This is a genomic window from Ferroplasma sp., assembly GCF_031200575.1.
Lineage (GTDB): Archaea > Thermoplasmatota > Thermoplasmata > Thermoplasmatales > Thermoplasmataceae > Ferroplasma.
Map to the genome: position 1 here is coordinate 294,022 of NZ_CP133597.1, position 17,083 is coordinate 311,104.

20 protein-coding genes are annotated in these 17,083 nt (G+C 40.5%); 14 read left to right on the top strand and 6 right to left on the bottom strand.

Annotation, left to right across the window (positions count from 1 at the left end; genetic code table 11):
* Positions 1–65: 65 nt before the first annotated feature.
* Complete coding sequence (locus tag RE471_RS01645) at positions 66–521, bottom strand: peptidylprolyl isomerase (protein ID WP_309215033.1); 456 nt, start codon at positions 519–521, stop codon at positions 66–68.
* A gap of 240 nt (positions 522–761) precedes the next feature.
* Here RE471_RS01645 and RE471_RS01650 point away from each other — a divergent pair, with 240 nt between their 5' ends.
* The 4 genes from RE471_RS01650 to RE471_RS01665 all read left to right on the top strand — a co-directional run bounded on the left by RE471_RS01650 (position 762) and on the right by RE471_RS01665 (position 4,773).
* Positions 762–2,171, top strand: a complete 1,410-nt coding sequence (locus RE471_RS01650) for an MFS transporter (RefSeq protein ID WP_309215034.1) — start codon at positions 762–764, stop codon at positions 2,169–2,171.
* A gap of 63 nt (positions 2,172–2,234) precedes the next feature.
* The gene (locus RE471_RS01655; protein ID WP_309215035.1) at positions 2,235–3,248 is read left to right on the top strand and encodes an alcohol dehydrogenase catalytic domain-containing protein; all 1,014 of its coding nucleotides are present in this window, start codon (positions 2,235–2,237) and stop codon (positions 3,246–3,248) included.
* Between the two features lie 92 nt (positions 3,249–3,340).
* On the top strand, positions 3,341–4,204 hold the full coding sequence (locus RE471_RS01660) for a ribose-phosphate diphosphokinase (RefSeq protein WP_309215037.1): 864 nt from the start codon (positions 3,341–3,343) through the stop codon (positions 4,202–4,204).
* Positions 4,201–4,773 (top strand): DUF99 family protein, encoded by a 573-nt coding sequence (locus tag RE471_RS01665; protein WP_309215038.1) that lies wholly within the window; start codon positions 4,201–4,203, stop codon positions 4,771–4,773. Before RE471_RS01660 ends, RE471_RS01665 begins: the two co-directional genes overlap by 4 nt.
* A gap of 11 nt (positions 4,774–4,784) precedes the next feature.
* Here the strand turns inward: RE471_RS01665 and RE471_RS01670 are convergent, their stop codons facing one another.
* On the bottom strand, positions 4,785–6,182 hold the full coding sequence (locus RE471_RS01670) for an MFS transporter (protein ID WP_309215039.1): 1,398 nt from the start codon (positions 6,180–6,182) through the stop codon (positions 4,785–4,787).
* A 91-nt stretch (positions 6,183–6,273) separates the two neighbouring features.
* Entirely contained in the window at positions 6,274–7,104 is an 831-nt protein-coding gene (locus RE471_RS01675) for an SMP-30/gluconolactonase/LRE family protein (RefSeq protein WP_309215040.1), read from the bottom strand.
* Between the two features lie 286 nt (positions 7,105–7,390).
* Between RE471_RS01675 and RE471_RS01680 the strand changes: the two genes are divergently transcribed.
* The 3 genes from RE471_RS01680 to RE471_RS01690 are packed head-to-tail and all read left to right on the top strand — an operon-like array spanning position 7,391 to position 10,003.
* Positions 7,391–7,711, top strand: a complete 321-nt coding sequence (locus RE471_RS01680; RefSeq protein ID WP_309215041.1) for a Rieske 2Fe-2S domain-containing protein — start codon at positions 7,391–7,393, stop codon at positions 7,709–7,711.
* Positions 7,708–9,381, top strand: a complete 1,674-nt coding sequence (locus tag RE471_RS01685) for an FAD-binding protein (RefSeq protein WP_309215042.1) — start codon at positions 7,708–7,710, stop codon at positions 9,379–9,381. The genes RE471_RS01680 and RE471_RS01685 overlap by 4 nt, the downstream gene beginning before the upstream one ends.
* A 40-nt stretch (positions 9,382–9,421) precedes the next feature.
* On the top strand, positions 9,422–10,003 hold the full coding sequence (locus tag RE471_RS01690) for a hypothetical protein (protein ID WP_309215043.1): 582 nt from the start codon (positions 9,422–9,424) through the stop codon (positions 10,001–10,003).
* 1 nt (position 10,004) lies between these two features.
* Here the strand turns inward: RE471_RS01690 and RE471_RS01695 are convergent, their stop codons facing one another.
* Positions 10,005–10,478 (bottom strand): PIN domain-containing protein, encoded by a 474-nt coding sequence (locus RE471_RS01695; RefSeq protein ID WP_309215044.1) that lies wholly within the window; start codon positions 10,476–10,478, stop codon positions 10,005–10,007.
* A gap of 98 nt (positions 10,479–10,576) precedes the next feature.
* On the opposite strand from RE471_RS01695, the gene RE471_RS01700 reads away from it, so the two are divergent.
* A complete protein-coding gene (locus RE471_RS01700; RefSeq protein ID WP_309215045.1) occupies positions 10,577–11,347 on the top strand; it encodes a sulfite exporter TauE/SafE family protein in 771 nt (256 codons plus the stop codon).
* Here RE471_RS01700 and RE471_RS01705 read toward each other — a convergent pair.
* The gene (locus RE471_RS01705; RefSeq protein WP_309215046.1) at positions 11,342–12,115 is read right to left on the bottom strand and encodes a HesA/MoeB/ThiF family protein; all 774 of its coding nucleotides are present in this window, start codon (positions 12,113–12,115) and stop codon (positions 11,342–11,344) included. The two genes, RE471_RS01700 and RE471_RS01705, sit on opposite strands and share 6 nt — an antisense overlap.
* 117 nt (positions 12,116–12,232) lie before the next feature.
* Between RE471_RS01705 and RE471_RS01710 the strand changes: the two genes are divergently transcribed.
* Together RE471_RS01710 and map are read left to right on the top strand one after the other, a co-directional pair.
* Positions 12,233–12,760 carry a DUF6789 family protein gene (locus RE471_RS01710; RefSeq protein ID WP_309215047.1) on the top strand — a complete coding sequence of 176 codons (528 nt, stop codon included), beginning with the start codon at positions 12,233–12,235 and terminating at the stop codon, positions 12,758–12,760.
* A 57-nt stretch (positions 12,761–12,817) separates the two neighbouring features.
* The gene (gene map / locus RE471_RS01715) at positions 12,818–13,693 is read left to right on the top strand and encodes a type II methionyl aminopeptidase (RefSeq protein ID WP_309215048.1); all 876 of its coding nucleotides are present in this window, start codon (positions 12,818–12,820) and stop codon (positions 13,691–13,693) included.
* On the opposite strand, the gene tmk is transcribed toward map, so the two are convergent.
* A complete protein-coding gene (tmk, locus tag RE471_RS01720; RefSeq protein WP_309215049.1) occupies positions 13,694–14,305 on the bottom strand; it encodes a dTMP kinase in 612 nt (203 codons plus the stop codon).
* Positions 14,306–14,399: 94 nt separating this feature from the next.
* On the opposite strand from tmk, the gene RE471_RS01725 reads away from it, so the two are divergent.
* Genes RE471_RS01725 through RE471_RS01740 form a run of 4 tightly spaced genes read left to right on the top strand, consistent with a single transcriptional unit; the run spans position 14,400 to position 16,988 of the window.
* Positions 14,400–14,978: an XRE family transcriptional regulator gene (locus RE471_RS01725; RefSeq protein WP_298279121.1), complete on the top strand. Its 579-nt coding sequence runs from the start codon at positions 14,400–14,402 to the stop codon at positions 14,976–14,978.
* Complete coding sequence (locus tag RE471_RS01730) at positions 14,971–15,528, top strand: CDP-2,3-bis-(O-geranylgeranyl)-sn-glycerol synthase (protein ID WP_309215050.1); 558 nt, start codon at positions 14,971–14,973, stop codon at positions 15,526–15,528. The genes RE471_RS01725 and RE471_RS01730 overlap by 8 nt, the downstream gene beginning before the upstream one ends.
* Positions 15,522–15,872, top strand: a complete 351-nt coding sequence (gene pth2, locus RE471_RS01735; protein ID WP_309215051.1) for a peptidyl-tRNA hydrolase Pth2 — start codon at positions 15,522–15,524, stop codon at positions 15,870–15,872. Before RE471_RS01730 ends, pth2 begins: the two co-directional genes overlap by 7 nt.
* A 60-nt stretch (positions 15,873–15,932) precedes the next feature.
* Positions 15,933–16,988, top strand: coding sequence for a DUF763 domain-containing protein (locus RE471_RS01740; protein WP_309215052.1), 1,056 nt, complete (start codon positions 15,933–15,935; stop codon positions 16,986–16,988).
* The last annotated feature ends 95 nt before the right edge of the window (positions 16,989–17,083 follow it).

Genomic DNA, 17,083 nt, shown 5'->3' on the forward strand with positions numbered 1-17,083 from the left:
AAAATGAGAAAATGAAAATCAATTGATTGCATAAGTTATAATAAATATATTTAATGGAAATAATGTTACTTTATAAATGCTTTCTTTATTACAATTTTTTCCAGTGGTTTATCGTTCCTGTCTCTCTTAGCCTTGCTGATCTTATCCGCAACATCCATGCCACTGACAACCTTTCCAAAGACGGGGTGCATTTTGTCAAGGTAATTATTGTCCACCACATTTATGAAAAACTGTGAACCACCGGTGTTAGGGCCTGCATTTGCCATTGCTATGGTACCTCTATTGTTTTTGTTATTTTTTGTGAATTCATCCTTAATTTTATACCCTGGGCCACCCATGCCGGTTCCAGTTGGGTCGCCACCCTGTATCATGAAATCAGGTATTACTCTATGGAATATGGTATTGTTATAAAACCCCTGTTCAACCAGTTTCTTAAAATTGCCTGCAGTAACAGGCATATCCTTATCGAATAGCTCTATTTCTATTGTTCCCATAGTTGTTTCCAGTACTGCCACTGTCATATTATGGAATATTACCAGTAGTTATATAGTTTTCCACAGGAAACTGTGGGATTATTTTTACATAATTAATGTCGTATAAATTAATATTATATACCAATAAAAAAATCTACGGCGTATACCATAAACATTATAATATCATCAGGGCAAATTACAAAAAATATCAATTTATATGCATTATAATATTTAGATATTATTCATAAATATGAATTACGTTTAAATATAATGACGTAATGTAAAACTATGATAGGAAGTGACACATATTCAGTTCTGGATAATGCAAAGGTGGGAAAGTTCCAGAGACGGCTTGCTGTTACTGCTGCACTTGGCCCATTTACGGATGCGTTCAATGAGTTCGGTGCATCCATATCCCTTATAGCTGTAGGAATACTGTTTCACCTTCCCGCAGTTCTGGTAGCCGCTGCAACGGCAGCATACTGGGTCGGTGTAGCCGGTGGAGCAATATTTGGCGGTATAGCGTCAGATGCAATAGGCAGGAAGCAAATATTCCTGTACGATACCATCGGTATGGCTGTTTTCGCCGTCCTTAGTGCGGTTTCCACTGGATATATAATGTACTTTCTTACGAGGCTTGCACTGGGAATATTCATTGGTATGGATTATGCTGCCGCAGTTCCACTTCTGGCAGAGTATTCACCCTCTAAAAGAAGGGGCGGACTTCTATCAACAGAAAAGTTATTCTTCATGTTCGGGACAATTGCCACTGTGGTAATAGGAATGGCGTTTACATATTACGTGGGGGTCCTTCTCGCATGGAGATATGACTTCCTTATAGCTGCTGTTCCTGCGATAATCCTGTTCGGTTTAAGGTTTGATATGCCCGCATCACTGAGATGGGCAAAGGCATCCGGAAGGAAGGACCTTATACCGAAAATATTGAAAAAACTCCATAAGGAGGGCATAGATATAGATCCGGATACCATAAAAGTTGACAAACCCCAGACCATAAAGGAAAATATGCATGAATTTTTCAACTCCAGAAATAAAAAGACAATCGCTTATATATTCTGGATCGGTGCAGCATATGCCCTTACAGTAAATCTGGTAAGCGTGTATGCCAGTGTTGTACTTGAAAATCTTGGCGCATCGTCCTTCTTTGCAGAGGAAGGAACCCTGATAATTGATATAATAGGAACATTCGGTGTTATACTTACACTGATTGTTGTAGACAGGATAGGGAGGCGTTTAATGGGGCTTTTCGGTTTCGTGCTCGGTGCTATTCCACTTATGGTGCTGATAATTGCCGATGTATACCATGTGATGACCATACCCCTTGTAATAGCCATGTTCGGTTTATTCTTCTTCATCAACGTGGGTCTGGTGGGTACTTTACAGTACTTACCCGCCGCAGAGGTGTCAACAACAAAGTCAAGAGGACTTGCAGTGGGATGGGAAAAACTCTTTGAATTCGGATTGGCACTGCCTGCGCTGACACTTTACGCGTATATCGGATTATTCTACTCTTTTATATACGACACGATAATGGTTATAATAGGGGGAATAGTGCTGTACCTGCTATCATTCGAGACAAAGAATAAAACACTGGAGGCAAATGCGATGCGTGCTGAGAGTAAAACACAAATGAAAAAAACCTCACAGGGGCCTGTGGAGGAAACCAAAAAAGCAGATTAATTTATTTTTTAAATCCTTTATGCATGTTAATAATTTTTAAATATATATTACGCATTTTAACAGATGAAAGCGGGATTTCTGGATAAATTGAATTCTGATATTGTATTGCGTGATTATGATCCTCCAGAGCCAGAAGATGATCAGGTTACAGTGGAACAGACATACACAGGTGTATGTTTCCGTGATATACTTACACAGCAGGGATTTTTTCCAAGAGTTTCATTGCCAGTAATACCCGGGCACGAAATTGGTGGGAAAATTGTTAAAATAGGGAAGAATGTAGAGAATTTCCATGTTGGTGATCGTGTTTCCAGCCTGATATATATACCATGTGGGAAATGCAGATACTGCCTCTCAGGCAATGAAAACCTCTGCACTGAGAAAATTGCCTACGGTGAAAAAATAAACGGCGGTTATTCCCGTTATGTAAATGTTAGCGAACGATCACTTGTAAAGGTTCCACCGGAGGTCGCGGAGGAAGCAGTTCCAATAGCCGCCTGTGTTATAGGGATGCTCTACCATGCCATAGCAAAAATGGGAAAGATACAAAAAGGCGATTACGTTCTAATCACCGGAGCCGGAGGAGGTGTAGGTGTGCACGCAATTCAAATGGTTAAGGCACTGGGAGGCCACCCAATTGCAGAATCCGGGTCAAAATGGAAGGAGGAGGAACTGTACCGCCTCGGTGCAGAGCACATTGTAAGCCCTGAAAACGATTATAGCAAAGAGGTTAAGGAAATTACCGGGGGCGGTGCTGACATAGTCCTGGAAGATGTGGGCATGGCAACCTTTTCAAAAAGTTTGAGGAGTATTAGAACAGGCGGAAGAATGGTTGTGATAGGAAATCTGAAGCCTGAACCTGTAGAATTGCCGCTGGGATTAATAATACTTAAGGGAAACAGCATAAAGGGCAGCATAAGTTCAACCCGTGACGATCTAAAAATGGGGCTTGATCTGTTAAGGTCAAAAATACATCCGGAAATCGGGGGCAAAATTAACCTGGAGTCCATAAACGATGGATACAGGGAAATGCTGGACAGAAAGATACTGGGAAGGCTTTTGATAAAATATAGATAATTTATTCTATTTTTATGTGCCATATTGCAATATTAAATTTAAAATAAACAAAAACCTTTTTTAAAAGTTAATAATAAAGAATAGATATAAAAATGTATATTGTCCCCTCATCTACCGCTTACAATGTGTCAAGGAAGCTGGCAAATATTTTTTCATGCAATGTTTCCGGTGTGGTCAGAAAGAGATTCCCAGATAATGAGATGTACCTCAAAATAATTGATGATGTCCGTGGAGAGGACGTTCTTCTGGTTGGCAATACAAGAAGCGATTCTGATATTATAGAGTACCTCCTGCTTCTGGATGCCATAAAGGAAGAGGATCCTAAGAGCATAACAGCCATAATACCATTTTTTGGATATGCAAGGCAGCATATGAGGTATAACAACGGCGAGCCCGTGTCATCAAAGGTATTCACAAAGGCAATAAATCAGTACGCGGACAGGATTATTACGGTGGAACTGCATGATGAGCAGACACTGGATTATTCTGACGTGCCATTTGAAAATATAAAAATCATCAGCCCTGTATACAATTATTTTAAAAACAAAAATATAGACTTTGTAATGTCACCTGATGATGGCGGGTATGAACGGGCCAAAATAATGGGCAATAAGCTGGGTATTCCGGCGTATTATATAGATAAAAAGAGAATAGATTCAACAACGGTTAAAATGATCCTCCCGGAAGAGGATTATATGAATAAAAACGTTCTAATACTTGATGATATAATATCCACCGGCGGCACAATAATAAAGGCGTCAAACCTCATAAGGGAACACGGTGCAAGGAACATATATGCCTGTGCAATACACGGTGTGTTTGCCAACAACAGCAATGAAAAGATAGAGAGATATGTAAACGAACTTGCCGTTACAGATACAATAGAAACAAAATACAGCAATATTACAGTTTCTGAAGAAATAGCAGCTTCACTGAAAAGCAAGATAAGCATATGAAACATGGACTCAGGGTCCTGGGCCTGGACGATGGCCCATTTAATAAATTTACAGATATTAAAACAGTTATTGTGGGGGTAATCATGCGTTTGAATTACCCTGTTGAGGGTATCTCTGTAAGGGAAATCACAGTAGATGGCATGGACTCCACTGAAATAGTTATGTCAATGATCCGGGGCAGGTTCAGGGGCGACATAGATTTTGTAATGTGCAATGGGATAACGTTTGCAGGTTTCAATATTCTGGACATCCAGAAGGTATACAGCAAGACCGGCATACCTGTTATAGCAGTAACAAGAAAAAATCCATCAATAGAAAAGATTTCCCGTGCACTTTTACTTCATTTCAAGGATAGTGAGGAAAGAATAAAAATTATAACAGAAACTCCTGTGGATAAAATAGGATATGGGGACAGAATACTGTATATAAACAGGGCAGGCATTGAATTGAACCGTGCCGTGGAGCTTATAAAAAATACAGTAAATACAGGCAACATTCCAGAACCTGTAAGAATGGCGCATTTAATTGCAACTGCAATAATAAATAAGGAAAGCCATGGAAGAGTATAAAATATTAAAAATTATTTCCCGCCAGCAACAGTGATATCGCCCATTTCCCCTATTTCACCGGTGGCCTTTTCCAGTGAGCCTTTAGTTTCAGGTATGAATATCAGGGTTACTACAGATGCGGCTATTGCAAGGCCTGCAAGGTAATAAAATGCGAATGATTCTCCCAGTACCAGGAAAAGGGCCGGGAATACAAAGGATGAAAGAGCTGCACCACTTCTTCCTGCTGCAACTGTATATGACTGTATCTGTGACCTGATCTTGGTAGGTGCCAGTTCAACACCGTACATTCCGGAAGCAGTTATTGAACCCGGGCCCGCCTGGTTGAAAAATTGCATCCCTATTCCATATACCATCATTCCGGCTATTGGAAGCGCTGCAACAATCCCCACTTTGCTGATTCCATCGAATATGAGAAGGAACACTCCCATACCAAGGAATCCAACAATCTGAAGCAGTTTTCTGCCCTTTCTGTCAATAAGTGCAAGCATGACAATTCCACCTGCTATTGTAAATACTTCCATTAGATATGTCCACGCATCAGGTGAAAGCCCCATCTTGGAAGCAATCAGGGTTGGCCCGAATAGTATGCCTGCATATGCTACCTGGTCATAGAAGAACCACAGAACCATAGCGGAAATATATTCCCTTTTGTATTTATGGAAATAGTATTTGAAATTGTGCTTATCCTGTATATCCCCCTGTATTCTTACACTTCTGTGGGCTACGTACTTCACCTCATCCTCGAAACTCTTCTTGTCCCCTGCTATCCTTGCTATGAACCTTGGCGTTTCCGGCATTTTCCTTCTAAGGTAAACCACTGCGAGTGCAGGTACAGCACCCATTGCAAGGACTACCCTCCAGAGTATTGCATCGGAAACTCCAAGAACAGGGCCGAAGATCATATAAGTAAAAGCGGCCAGTATCGCGCCGAAGCCCCACATCATACCGAACCCGAAGCCTATTGTCTTACCCCTGTCCTTTGCATTTGAATGCTCCCCCATTATCATTGGCGACATTACATAATCAGCGCCAACTCCTATTCCCAGTATCAGCCTTATTGCTATAAGTAGATAGACATTTATGGCAAAGATCTGCATTATGGCAGCAACGCCCAGTATCAATACATCAACGCCGTAGAACTTTTTCCTCCCTCTTTTTGCCAGTTCACCGAAAATTATTGCACCCACTGCTGCCCCAATCAGTGCAGAACCGGCTATAAGGCTGGTAAAGACCACATAATTGGGGTTGCTTTTTGTAATTCCGTAGGCGCTTAATATTATTGCAAGAACTATCCCGACTGATGAAAGGTCGTAACCATCGGTAAAAGCACCCATGCCTGTAGTCAGTATTGACCTTGCATGAAACCATCCAAATTTCTGTTTATCAAGATCTTCAAATATATCTGCCATTATCCTCAGAAAATTATAATGTAATTATATATATAATTAATCGATATACTATATATTTTAATATATAAAATATATAGAAATGTTAGACTCTCTATTGATGTAAAAATTTAAACTCATCTGATGGGATGCCAGGTATATCATTTCTGAACTTGTATAAATGGCCTCCCCTGTTGATTTTGTCACTTGCGGTGGTTATGTAAAGTGTTTTCATGTCATCATCTCCAAATATGCACGATGTTACATTTTTTGTTCCCACAAAAATTTTTTTGACAGCCTCCCCTGACCTGTTGAATTTTATTATGCCATTGCCACCATAAAAGGCAACATATAGATTCCCCTGGGAGTCAAGGGTCATCCCATCCGGCACACCTGCGAAGGATGAAACGTCAAAGCTTTTCCTTTCTGAGATTATTGCAGATTTATTCATATCGTAATCAAAAACCCTGATCTTTCTAGTGGGTGAATCTATATAATACATAGTTTCAATATCAGGATCCCATATTGTCCCGTTGGAAATTGTTATGCTCTCCAGCACTGTTTCCTCTTCTGAGCCAAACCTGTATAGTTTTCCTGAAGGCATTTTTTCATTCATGTCCATTGTTCCTGCAAAAAGAAAACCATTTTTGTCGCATTTCCCATCGTTGAACCTCACATTTTCAGGGAGCTGTAATGTAAACAATGTTTCAACCTCCATCCGGGTTAATGAGAGATGCCTTATTGAATCCCTGGTCCCAAAAACCAGTCCGTCATTGCACGGTACTATAAATGGTATAATCTTATCACTATAAAGTGTTTTCACAGACCCATTATAGGAATGAATTTTGCCACCGAGTATATCAACGTAGTACAGCACTCCGTTCAGCCATACCGGGGATTCCCCCAGTTTTAACTGTGTGGACGATCTTATTAGTTTAGCCTTCATCTGTAATTATTAGTTTATACATATATATAAGTTGCTAATATATATTAATTAAAAGCTGCTTTGATAGACCATGATACCCACAATCTAAATATCCCATAACCAATCCTGAAATTGTGGGATACTATTTATCATAAGATGATTCAAGGGGTCGTTGAACTGCAGGATAGCTCAAAATAAATAATGAAAATCTTCACTTGCCAGGATGTTTTGAATCATAACATCACATGGTAATTTTATTGAACTGTCAGATGCACAATATTTATAATCAGATTAAATATTTATAACCATGTGGGAGACTGTGTTTAAAATAGATCAAATTAATGACAATTCCCTGAAGGCCGTTACAGTTAAGGGCACTCCCCTGCTTATTGCAAATATAAAAGGGAAAATATACGCAATCGGCCTTTACTGTACACATGAGCAGACAGATCTGTCAGAAGGTTTTATAGAAAAGTGCAACGTAATATGCCCTGCGCATTTTGCCTCCTTTGATATAAAGACAGGCAATGTTGTTTCAGGGCCAGAGGATGAGAGTGCACCCATTGACAACCTTAAAACATACCCTACAAAGGTAGAAAACGGGATGATACTGGTGGAGCTACCATGAAAATCCTGGTTCTTGTTAAGCAAATCCCGGATATAAGCGCAATCAAATTTGATCAAAAGACAAAGAGAATAATAAGGAGCGGGGTAAAACTCTTATTTAATTCATATGACAAAAAGGCGGTTGAGGCTGCTGTGCAGTTATCAGAAAAATATGGATATGAGACCTATGCTGCATCCATGGGCCCACCAGATGCCGCTGAAATCCTTAAAGATTCAATGCGTATGGGGATAAACCATGGAATTTTATTAAGTGACCGCAATTTCGCTGGCTCTGATACATTTGTAACATCGCACATACTATCGGCCCTTGTGAACATTATAAATCCAGATATTGTGCTTACAGGAAAATCTTCGCTGGATGGGGAAACGTCACAGGTACCCCCTGAAACAGCATGGATGTCCGGTTATAATTTTCTCTCTGGTGTATCAGGAATAGAGATTATGGAAAAAAGTGTTGAGGTGACCCGGGATGAGGATGATGGCATCTCAAAATATGAGGTACCGCTTCCGGCATTTTTTTCAGTCAGCGAAAAGATCAATAGGGCAAGGCAGATAGATCCTTCAGTTAAAATAGAGGATGTTGAGGTATATGATTCAGATATTACACCATGGAAGGGAAGCCAATCGCCCACTGAGGTAGTAGATACCTTTCCACTCAACAGCTCCAGGAATAACAAATTCATAGATTTCAATAAGTTTATAGAGATCCTGCATGAGGCAGGTCAAGGCCCTTCAGATCCCCACAGGGAATATATCAGTGAACCAGAAACTGGAGATATATTCCTGGGACTTGCCGTGGATGACCCTAAAATCTCCATGGAGATCTCTTCCAAAATAGCCGAAAGCACAAATGACAAAATTACAGTGATCGGGAACATAGATCCAGTACAGCTTCAGGGAATGGCCTGTCATCAGTACGTATACCTGGAGGATTATAGCAGTGTTTCTATGGCGAAATATGTGGCAAAGTATATACAGGACAACCCGGTAAGGCATGTTCTCGCCCCATCGAATCTAAATGGCCGTGATATAATGTCATTTGTTGCAGCATCCATGGGACTGGGTTTAACTGCGGACTGTGTTGACATAAAAATGGAAAATGGAAAAATGATACAGTACAAGCCATCATTCGGAGGAGGAATAATTGCTGTTATAAAATCAAAAACAGATCCTGATATGGCAACTGTCAGGAAGGGCATGTTTCAGGTACGGTTTATGAGCAGATCCTTTGAAACCACTAAAATTAGGTCCAGGGCTGCTCCGGAATACAGGATTATTGAAAGAAAGAAGCTGGACAGCGGACTGCGCCCGCTGGATACCCCTGTTATATTCGGTATAGGAACAGGGGTCATGGCAGATGACATACCTAAAATATATGATATAGCAGATAAAATAGGGGCATCTGTGGGAGCAACAAGAAGGGTGGTGGACATGGGAAGAATTCCCAGGCAGTTCCAGATCGGGCTTACGGGTGTTTCAGTATCCCCCGAACTTTATATTGCTATAGGCGTATCCGGATCTGATAACCATGTAGTTGGAACAAGGTATGCAGGCAGGGTTATGGCTGTAAATAAAAATCCTGATGCGCCAATATTCCGGCACTCAGATTTTGGGATAGTTATGGATTCGCATGAATTTATAGGTGAACTGTATTCAAATATTAACCATTAATCTGTGAAAAATATAATTTACTACCTTTATATAAACTATAATGGAGGTTAATAATATAACTGTAAAATTCCCAAAGGAAATAGTTCTTGAGGACGGAAGTAAAATTACAGTGGATAAGGATAAAATTTCTGACGAGTCATTATTTTCACTTTTATATCCTGAAAAACATACAGATGATATCGCAGTTGCCCTGATAAAGCACGGTTTCCATGACGCAACGCCCAGTTTTTTCAAGGGAGAGGTATTCAGCCTTGCAAAGGAAATATCATTTCCCTGGGAACTGCATTTGAGGCTTTTCAACAACGGTGAAAAATACAGTAAAATATTTGCCCATATTGAAATTTCAAGAAGATATTTCGAGCATCTCTTCATTATCCAGCCGGCAGTTTACGAACCATTCGATTTTTATAAAAATATATACAAACAGTTCAGGGTAATGTACGGGCCTTCTGGAAAAACAGTAAAGGAATTCAAGAGCAATTATGAAATTACACTGATGCCACCTGAAAATCTCATTGAATGGATGCCTGTGGTTGTAAATCTCTACGATAGCCTATCCAGGTATAAGGAAAATATCAGGGAAATCATAGATATGCTGGATTACGAGCTCCACAGAAGATAGATTACTTCCTGGAATAACGTTTCACTGTATGGCCGCAAACGGGGCATATATCCATGTATTTATCATATATTCTATGGCATCCTGTGCACCTGTATTTCCATACTATGCTTTTTTTTATGGGTTCAATGCCACTTCCAGAATACTCTATGCCGCATTGCCTGGCCACATTCTGGATGGCATAGTCGTCAGTAACTATTGTTCCATTGTATTCCATTGCAAGTGCAAGCACATCAATGTCTGTATTGCTGAGGACATTGTAATCCCCGGTTTTCGTTGCAGCATTTACTGCCATTTCCACATATTTTTTTTCAGGAGCCTGGATATTTATATCCGCCACGCCAAGAATCTTTTCCAGGGAACCATTTTTGATTTCATTTATTACAGAATCCGGATAAATATAATTGCTGGTTGAAATGTTAATTCTTCCGGACAGTATTGCCGATGTGTCTATTATATACTTTTTGACCTTATCCACATGGTTCAATATTATTAACAGTAATAAACGTAACTGGATTAGTATAAAGATATTGCCATTTTTGATATGATATTTTAGGGAGGCTGCAATTCACCAGTATGTACCTGCTTCTCTTAATACTCTTAATCGTTGGAATCGCTGTTGGCGCCCTCACTGGCATAACAGGCAGCAGTGGTGTCCTTGTTGTTGTTCCGGTTTTATCATATATGGGCATAGATTTTAAAACTTCAATAGGAACAAGCCTGCTGGTTGATGTTATTACAACAACCATAGTTATATACGTTTACCTTAAAAAGAAGACCCTTGATATAGGAATCGGGTTGATCCTTGGCATGGGTGCCATAGTCGGTGCCCAGATAGGGGCCTTCGTTGCACATATAGTGCCCGTACTCCCACTGGAGATCGCCTTCACGGCTATGGCGGCATATATGAGTTATTATGTCATAAAAAAATCCTACAGGGCAGAGGAAAAGGGGATCAGAAAAATCAATCTCAAAAGGCCTGTTGCACTTTTGCTGGGGTTCCTCCTGAGCATACCCATAGGGACATTGACCGGGATAATTGGCACCAGCGGGGGAATAATGTTTATCCTTGTCATTATTCTGCTTTTCTCCATGAAGGCACAGAATATGGTAGGTACAGCCACACTGGCGATGTTCCTTTCTGCCTTCAGTGGCTCTGTTGGCTACTTCAGGATAGGGCATATAGACTTTTTCGCTGCAATTGTGATAGGATTGATAGCACTTATCTCAGGATACTATTTTTCTATACTGGCGCATAAACTGGATCAGAAGGTTATCTACCGTTTCCTGGGAGTGGTGTTTATAATAGTGGTAATCAGTGAAATTGTGAAAATTACTGTGTTATAATAAAATTGATTTTCCAATTCCTGAATACTCCCTGCCCAGATACATATAGTTTTTATCATGGCAGCATCTGCAACCTATATTTTTTTCTATGCCTATCCTGTTTATTTCAAAGGCAAACCCATCAATGAAATACAGGCTCCCATCAATTTCATAATTAAGAAGCACCTTAACTGCCATGTTTACCCCGTACATTGCAACAATTGCCGGAATTGTGCTCATGACACCGGAAACCTCACATGATGGTAGTTCAGCCGGGTCCTTATTGAAACATGCATAGCACGAGGTTTTCCCCGGGATCACTGCCTTGAATTCCCCGTACGTTTCTATTGCAGATGTAAATATCCAGGGTATTCCGTACTTATCGCATGCGTCGTTTATTATAAACCGGGTGGTCATATTATCTGTTCCGTCGAAAACAAGGTCTACTGCGCCAACCAGGTACGCCATATCAGCATCAAAAGCCCTGTTATAAAATTCAACATCTATATCAGGATTAACCTCCCTTATCTTGCCTGCAGCCGCTTCAGCCTTATATTTTTTCAGATCATTCATGCTGTAAAGAATCTGCCTGTTCAGGTTTGTAATCTCTATTTTATCCCTGTCTATTAAAACCAATTTTTTAACGCCCAGACGGGAAAACATTTCAGCAGCTGCGCTGCCTGTACCCCCAAGCCCAACAATCAACACTGATTTTTCCAGCAATTTCTCCTGGTTTTCCCTCCCAATCTGCTTCAGTACCATCTGCCTGGCATATCTGGTCATATCCATGGTATGGATATCAACAGCATGGTTAAAATAATTTTATACATGCCTTTTTTAAGGGCATTCCTAATTGTTATAGTTTGATTAGAACAAAATTTAAATACAACTGCAGTATCCTTTTTTATGGGTAAGGCAGGTACAGGGGCAAAGGCAGGAATTGTTGCGGGGCTTGTGTATGGCATATTTTCAGGCATTTTCAGTTACGTAACACTTACAGTTTTTAAGGCTGATGTGATGAAAGTACTCGCAAAGGAGGCGGCTGCTGAGTCGGCAATTAATTCCAGCATTCACATCACTGCGGCTGAACTGTACGCAACAGCTGTTGATCTTTCCATTGCTGAGGGCATAATAGGCGGCTTGATCGTAGGGTTGATCCTCGGAATAATATTTGCTTACGTGCACGGAAAACTGCCTGGCAAAAATATGATAGTAAAGGGCGAGATTTTTGGATTAATTCTGTGGTTAATATTCGATCTCCTAATCGGTGCCTTTGATATAAGTTCCTATGGGATTCTTTACTATGTGGTAACGCTCGGGCTTGGGATAATATCACTTCTGGTATTCGGTTACCTGCTCGGAACACTATATAGCAGATGGGCAGAGAAAGAAACACCAATGACCGATGAACAGTTCAACGCAGGAAAATTATAAAAATCCTAACTTTTAGGTTAAGTTAATGTTAAATGAAGAAATAAATGTATGATATTTATGGATCATGAAATAAAGGAAAAATACATGCTTGCCGGAAAAATCGGAAGGGATGCACTGGAATACGCACAAACACTCATAGAACCTGGGGCCCTTTTTTATGATGTCGCTGAAAAGGCAGAGCAGTATATACGGGATAGGGGAGCACTGCCATCATTTCCGGTCAATTTATCTATCAATAACGAGGCGGCCCATTACACTCCATTTGAGGGCGATAAAAAGAAATTTCATACAGGAGACCTTGTCAAGGTAGACCTGGGTGCCATGGTGGATGGGTATATGTCAGATAATGCCGCCACCATGGAGGTTGGGAATACAGGAAATTACAGTGATTTAATAGATGCAACAAGGGAGGCGCTCAACGCTGCCATAAAAATACTGAGGCCCATGATCAGCATTTACAGAATCGGAGAGGAAATAGGCAATGTCATCACCTCGCATGGGTTCAAGCCTGTAAAAAATCTGGGTGGGCATGGAATTAACCGTTATGATCTTCATTCAGAAATTTTCATACCGAATTACGACGATGGCAATGGAGAAACCATTCAAACAGATAAGGTAATAGCAATAGAGCCATTTGCCAGCACCGGCTTAGGGATGATCCACAACGGGCAGCTTGGAAATATATACATAATTGACCAGCCCAGAAAGCAGGACAGGGAAGAAATCCTCTATAAAAACTTCAACACTGCCCCATTCGCTGAAAGATGGGTATCAAAGATAATGGATAATGACCAGGAATATTTAAGAAAGAAAATGTCAAGCAAATACATATCCGGGTTTGCAGTGCTGAAAGAGCATAGCAAGGCAATGATCGCACAGTCAGAGCATACGATAATGGTACTTGGGGACGAAATAATTGTAACAACAGCCTGATTAAATGGATTCTATTATTTTCCGTGCCTGTTCAAGAACCAGTTCTGCGGGATCATTACCATTTATCTTTATTACATCAACCGGTTTTTCAATGAATTCTGATATATTATCCAGAAAATAGTTGTAATACTCTTTTATGCGGGAAAGTCCCTGCCTTTCCTCCAGTATTGATAACTGCCTTCCCCGGAAATTAAGGTTTTTCCTGCTGGCCCTTATTCTGTCCACTGCTGTATCTATATCAACATCAAGATAAATAATAATATCAGGCATCATCATCATTTTAGATACATTTACCATCCAGCGTACCGTTTCCTTTTGGTCGCCCATCAACTTTTCAATCATTGGGCCTTCATAGGCTATGGAGGATGCAAGGTAACGATCACATATTATTTTCTTATTGCTTTTGAGTTCCTCCTGGTGGTTTAGCCTGTCATATGTAAAAAGAAAGAAGTTGTAAAAGGAATTCTCCGGGCTGCTGAGTTTTTTGAGTTCGCCGAATTGAAATGCATCAGTTGGCTCTTTTGTGTAATGAAAATCAGGGAATGCCGGCTTCAGTGAGTTTATCAGTGTGGTCTTTCCTGACCCATCTATCCCTTCCATGGTTACGAACATTATATGGGTATATTCAGGGCTTATAAATTATTATTTATGATAATTGAGCATGGAATTTAAATAATTATTAATAGTAATTAATTATATCAATTAAATGCTTCCGAGTATTGAAGAATTGAGGAAAATGCGCAAATCACTGGGTATTAGCCAGAAGGAACTGGCACGGATCAGTGGTGTAAGCCAGTCATACATTGCCAGGCTGGAAAAGGGAGAAATAAACCCTGCTTACGATAAGGTCAGGAAGATATTTGAATATCTGAACACCTCCGGAAACCGCGCACGGGATATAGATATTAAAGCCGAATTTATAATGACAAAGGATGTTGATACATGCGAAATGAACGATTCTATAATATCCGCATTGAACAAAATGAGGGAAAAAGGCTATTCACAGCTTCCGGTTGTAACCTCTGATAAACGGATCATCGGGACAATTACCGAGTCTGACATCAATGACATGCTTATAAAGGGCACAAGCATAGAATCATTGAAGCTTTTGACAGTGAAAAAGGTAATGGGGAAAGTCCTGCCGCAGCTGGATAAAAATAGCCCCATATCAATGATATATCCACTTTTAAAATACTCCAACGCTGTGCTGATAGTAGATGGTGCTGAGCTCAAGGGAATAATTACAAAGGCTGATGTACTAAAGGCAGTTGAAACTTATGGGTAATATCATACTGTTCACAATATACGGGATAATACTTTTTGCACCGGCATTTATAGCAAATCCAGGGGCGGTGATTACTGGCGGTCATTTTGTAATGGACATGGGCAAAACATACAGGGGCAAGAGAATTCTTGGGGATGGAAAATCATGGTCCGGATTCATCGGTGGCTCCCTTATCGGCGTTCTATCCGGCATTATAATTTACTATGCTGTCCATATTCTGAATATACCGTATCCTGATTATGGCAAAAATCTCCTTGATGCCGTGCTGGTTCTCATCCCAATGAGTTTTGGGTCGCTTCTGGGGGATATAACAGGGTCATTCGTAAAAAGAAGGATCGGCATGAAGCGTGGTGCCAAAGGCTCTATACTGGACCAGTGGCCATTTGTTCTGGTGTCATTTTTCATGGTCTTTATATTTGCAAGACCTTTTTTTATTTCCGTTTACGGTGACCTGCTGCCTGTGATTGTAATACTTGTTATAACCCCACCAATACACAGGGGCGTGAATATACTGGCGTACAAATTTAAAATGAAGGATGTTCCATGGTAAAAATGGTTATTGCTGTAAGAAAGGATATTTCAATGGGAAAGGGGAAAATTGCTGCACAGGTGGCACATGCTGCAGTTGCATGCACCCTTATCTCAATGAAAAAAAACAAGAAAACGTTCAATGAATGGTATGCAACCGGCCAGAAGAAGGTTGTGGTAAAGGTGGATAGCCTCCAGGAAATATATAAAATAAAGGAGGAATGCAAAATCCGCGGTGTTATCAGTGAAATAATAACAGACGCAGGCTTTACACAGATTATCCCTGGAACTGTTACATGCATAGGCGTCGGCCCTGATGAGGATGATCTGCTGGATCAGATAACCGGAGATTACGGCTTACTCTGATTAAACAGTACAGCGCTTCCCGTGAGAAAAACATATATATCTTTCTTAAAATATCATGATGTGGAAAACCACGGTTCTTCTATACTGCCCCTGCATTACGGCCATCCTCCAGAATATCTGTACAGAAGAATGGTAAAGCTTGGCGGTATAATTTCTGATATAATAATAGGGAATTACGGTGAGGATTTTTATCTGAACAGGCTTGCAGATCCATTCTGGTTCCATTCCCTGTCCCTGGCCATTGGCTTTGACTGGAATTCCAGTGGAACCACCACTGCAACCCTTGGCGCCCTGAAGGAATACATAAATAAGGGAGACAGCCTGAAAATACTGGGCGGGAAGGGCAGGCATATGGGGACAATAAAGGATGAATTTGATTCACTTGAAGCGGAAGGAAACATACCATCCGGGAAAATAGATAGAATAAGAAAGGATGCAAAATTGATAGGAAGGGTTGATGAAAAACTACTGCAGGATGGGTTCAACCTGTATATGCAGTTCATAATAATGGATTATCATGGAAATTATACAATCGTGAACCAGGGAATGAATTCAGAATCGCATTTGGCGAGAAGGTACCACTGGAAGAACAGCAGCAGGGACCTGTATAATGATGCCAGAAACGGTATTTCTGGGTTTGAGAACATGATAAAGCTGGATCTGTCCACCAGGAAAAGTGATAGAAATAGGTCTGATATTATTGATATAATTAAAGATAATCCCCTAAAATACAGCAGGCAGAGGTCGCTGGATAATTTTATGGAATCAGCACCGGCTCTGGATTTGAATTATAGAATTGACTGGAACAGGATGAGGGAACTTTATGAGTATAATCCAGGGACTTTTCAGGAATTGATGGAGATTCCTGGGCTGGAAAAGTCCACCATAAGGGCCCTTTCATACCTCGCAGAAATTATATACGGGGATGCGCCATCATTTTCAGATCCTGTAAAATATTCTTTCTGCCTTGGCGGGAAGGACGGGGTGCCAAAGCCGGTAAATGTCCACGATTACGATGTGGCCATAAATTTTTACAGGGAAATCCTCCACGGGAACCGGTATTATGGGGGAATAACAAGGAGGCTGTCAAGGATGATCCATGAAGGTTCACCATGATAATTATTAATTTCCGGGCAGATGGCATTTATTGGAAATTTTTATCCATGGCCTCAAAAATTCTTAGGTTTTCGGGAAAATGTTAATAACGTAAA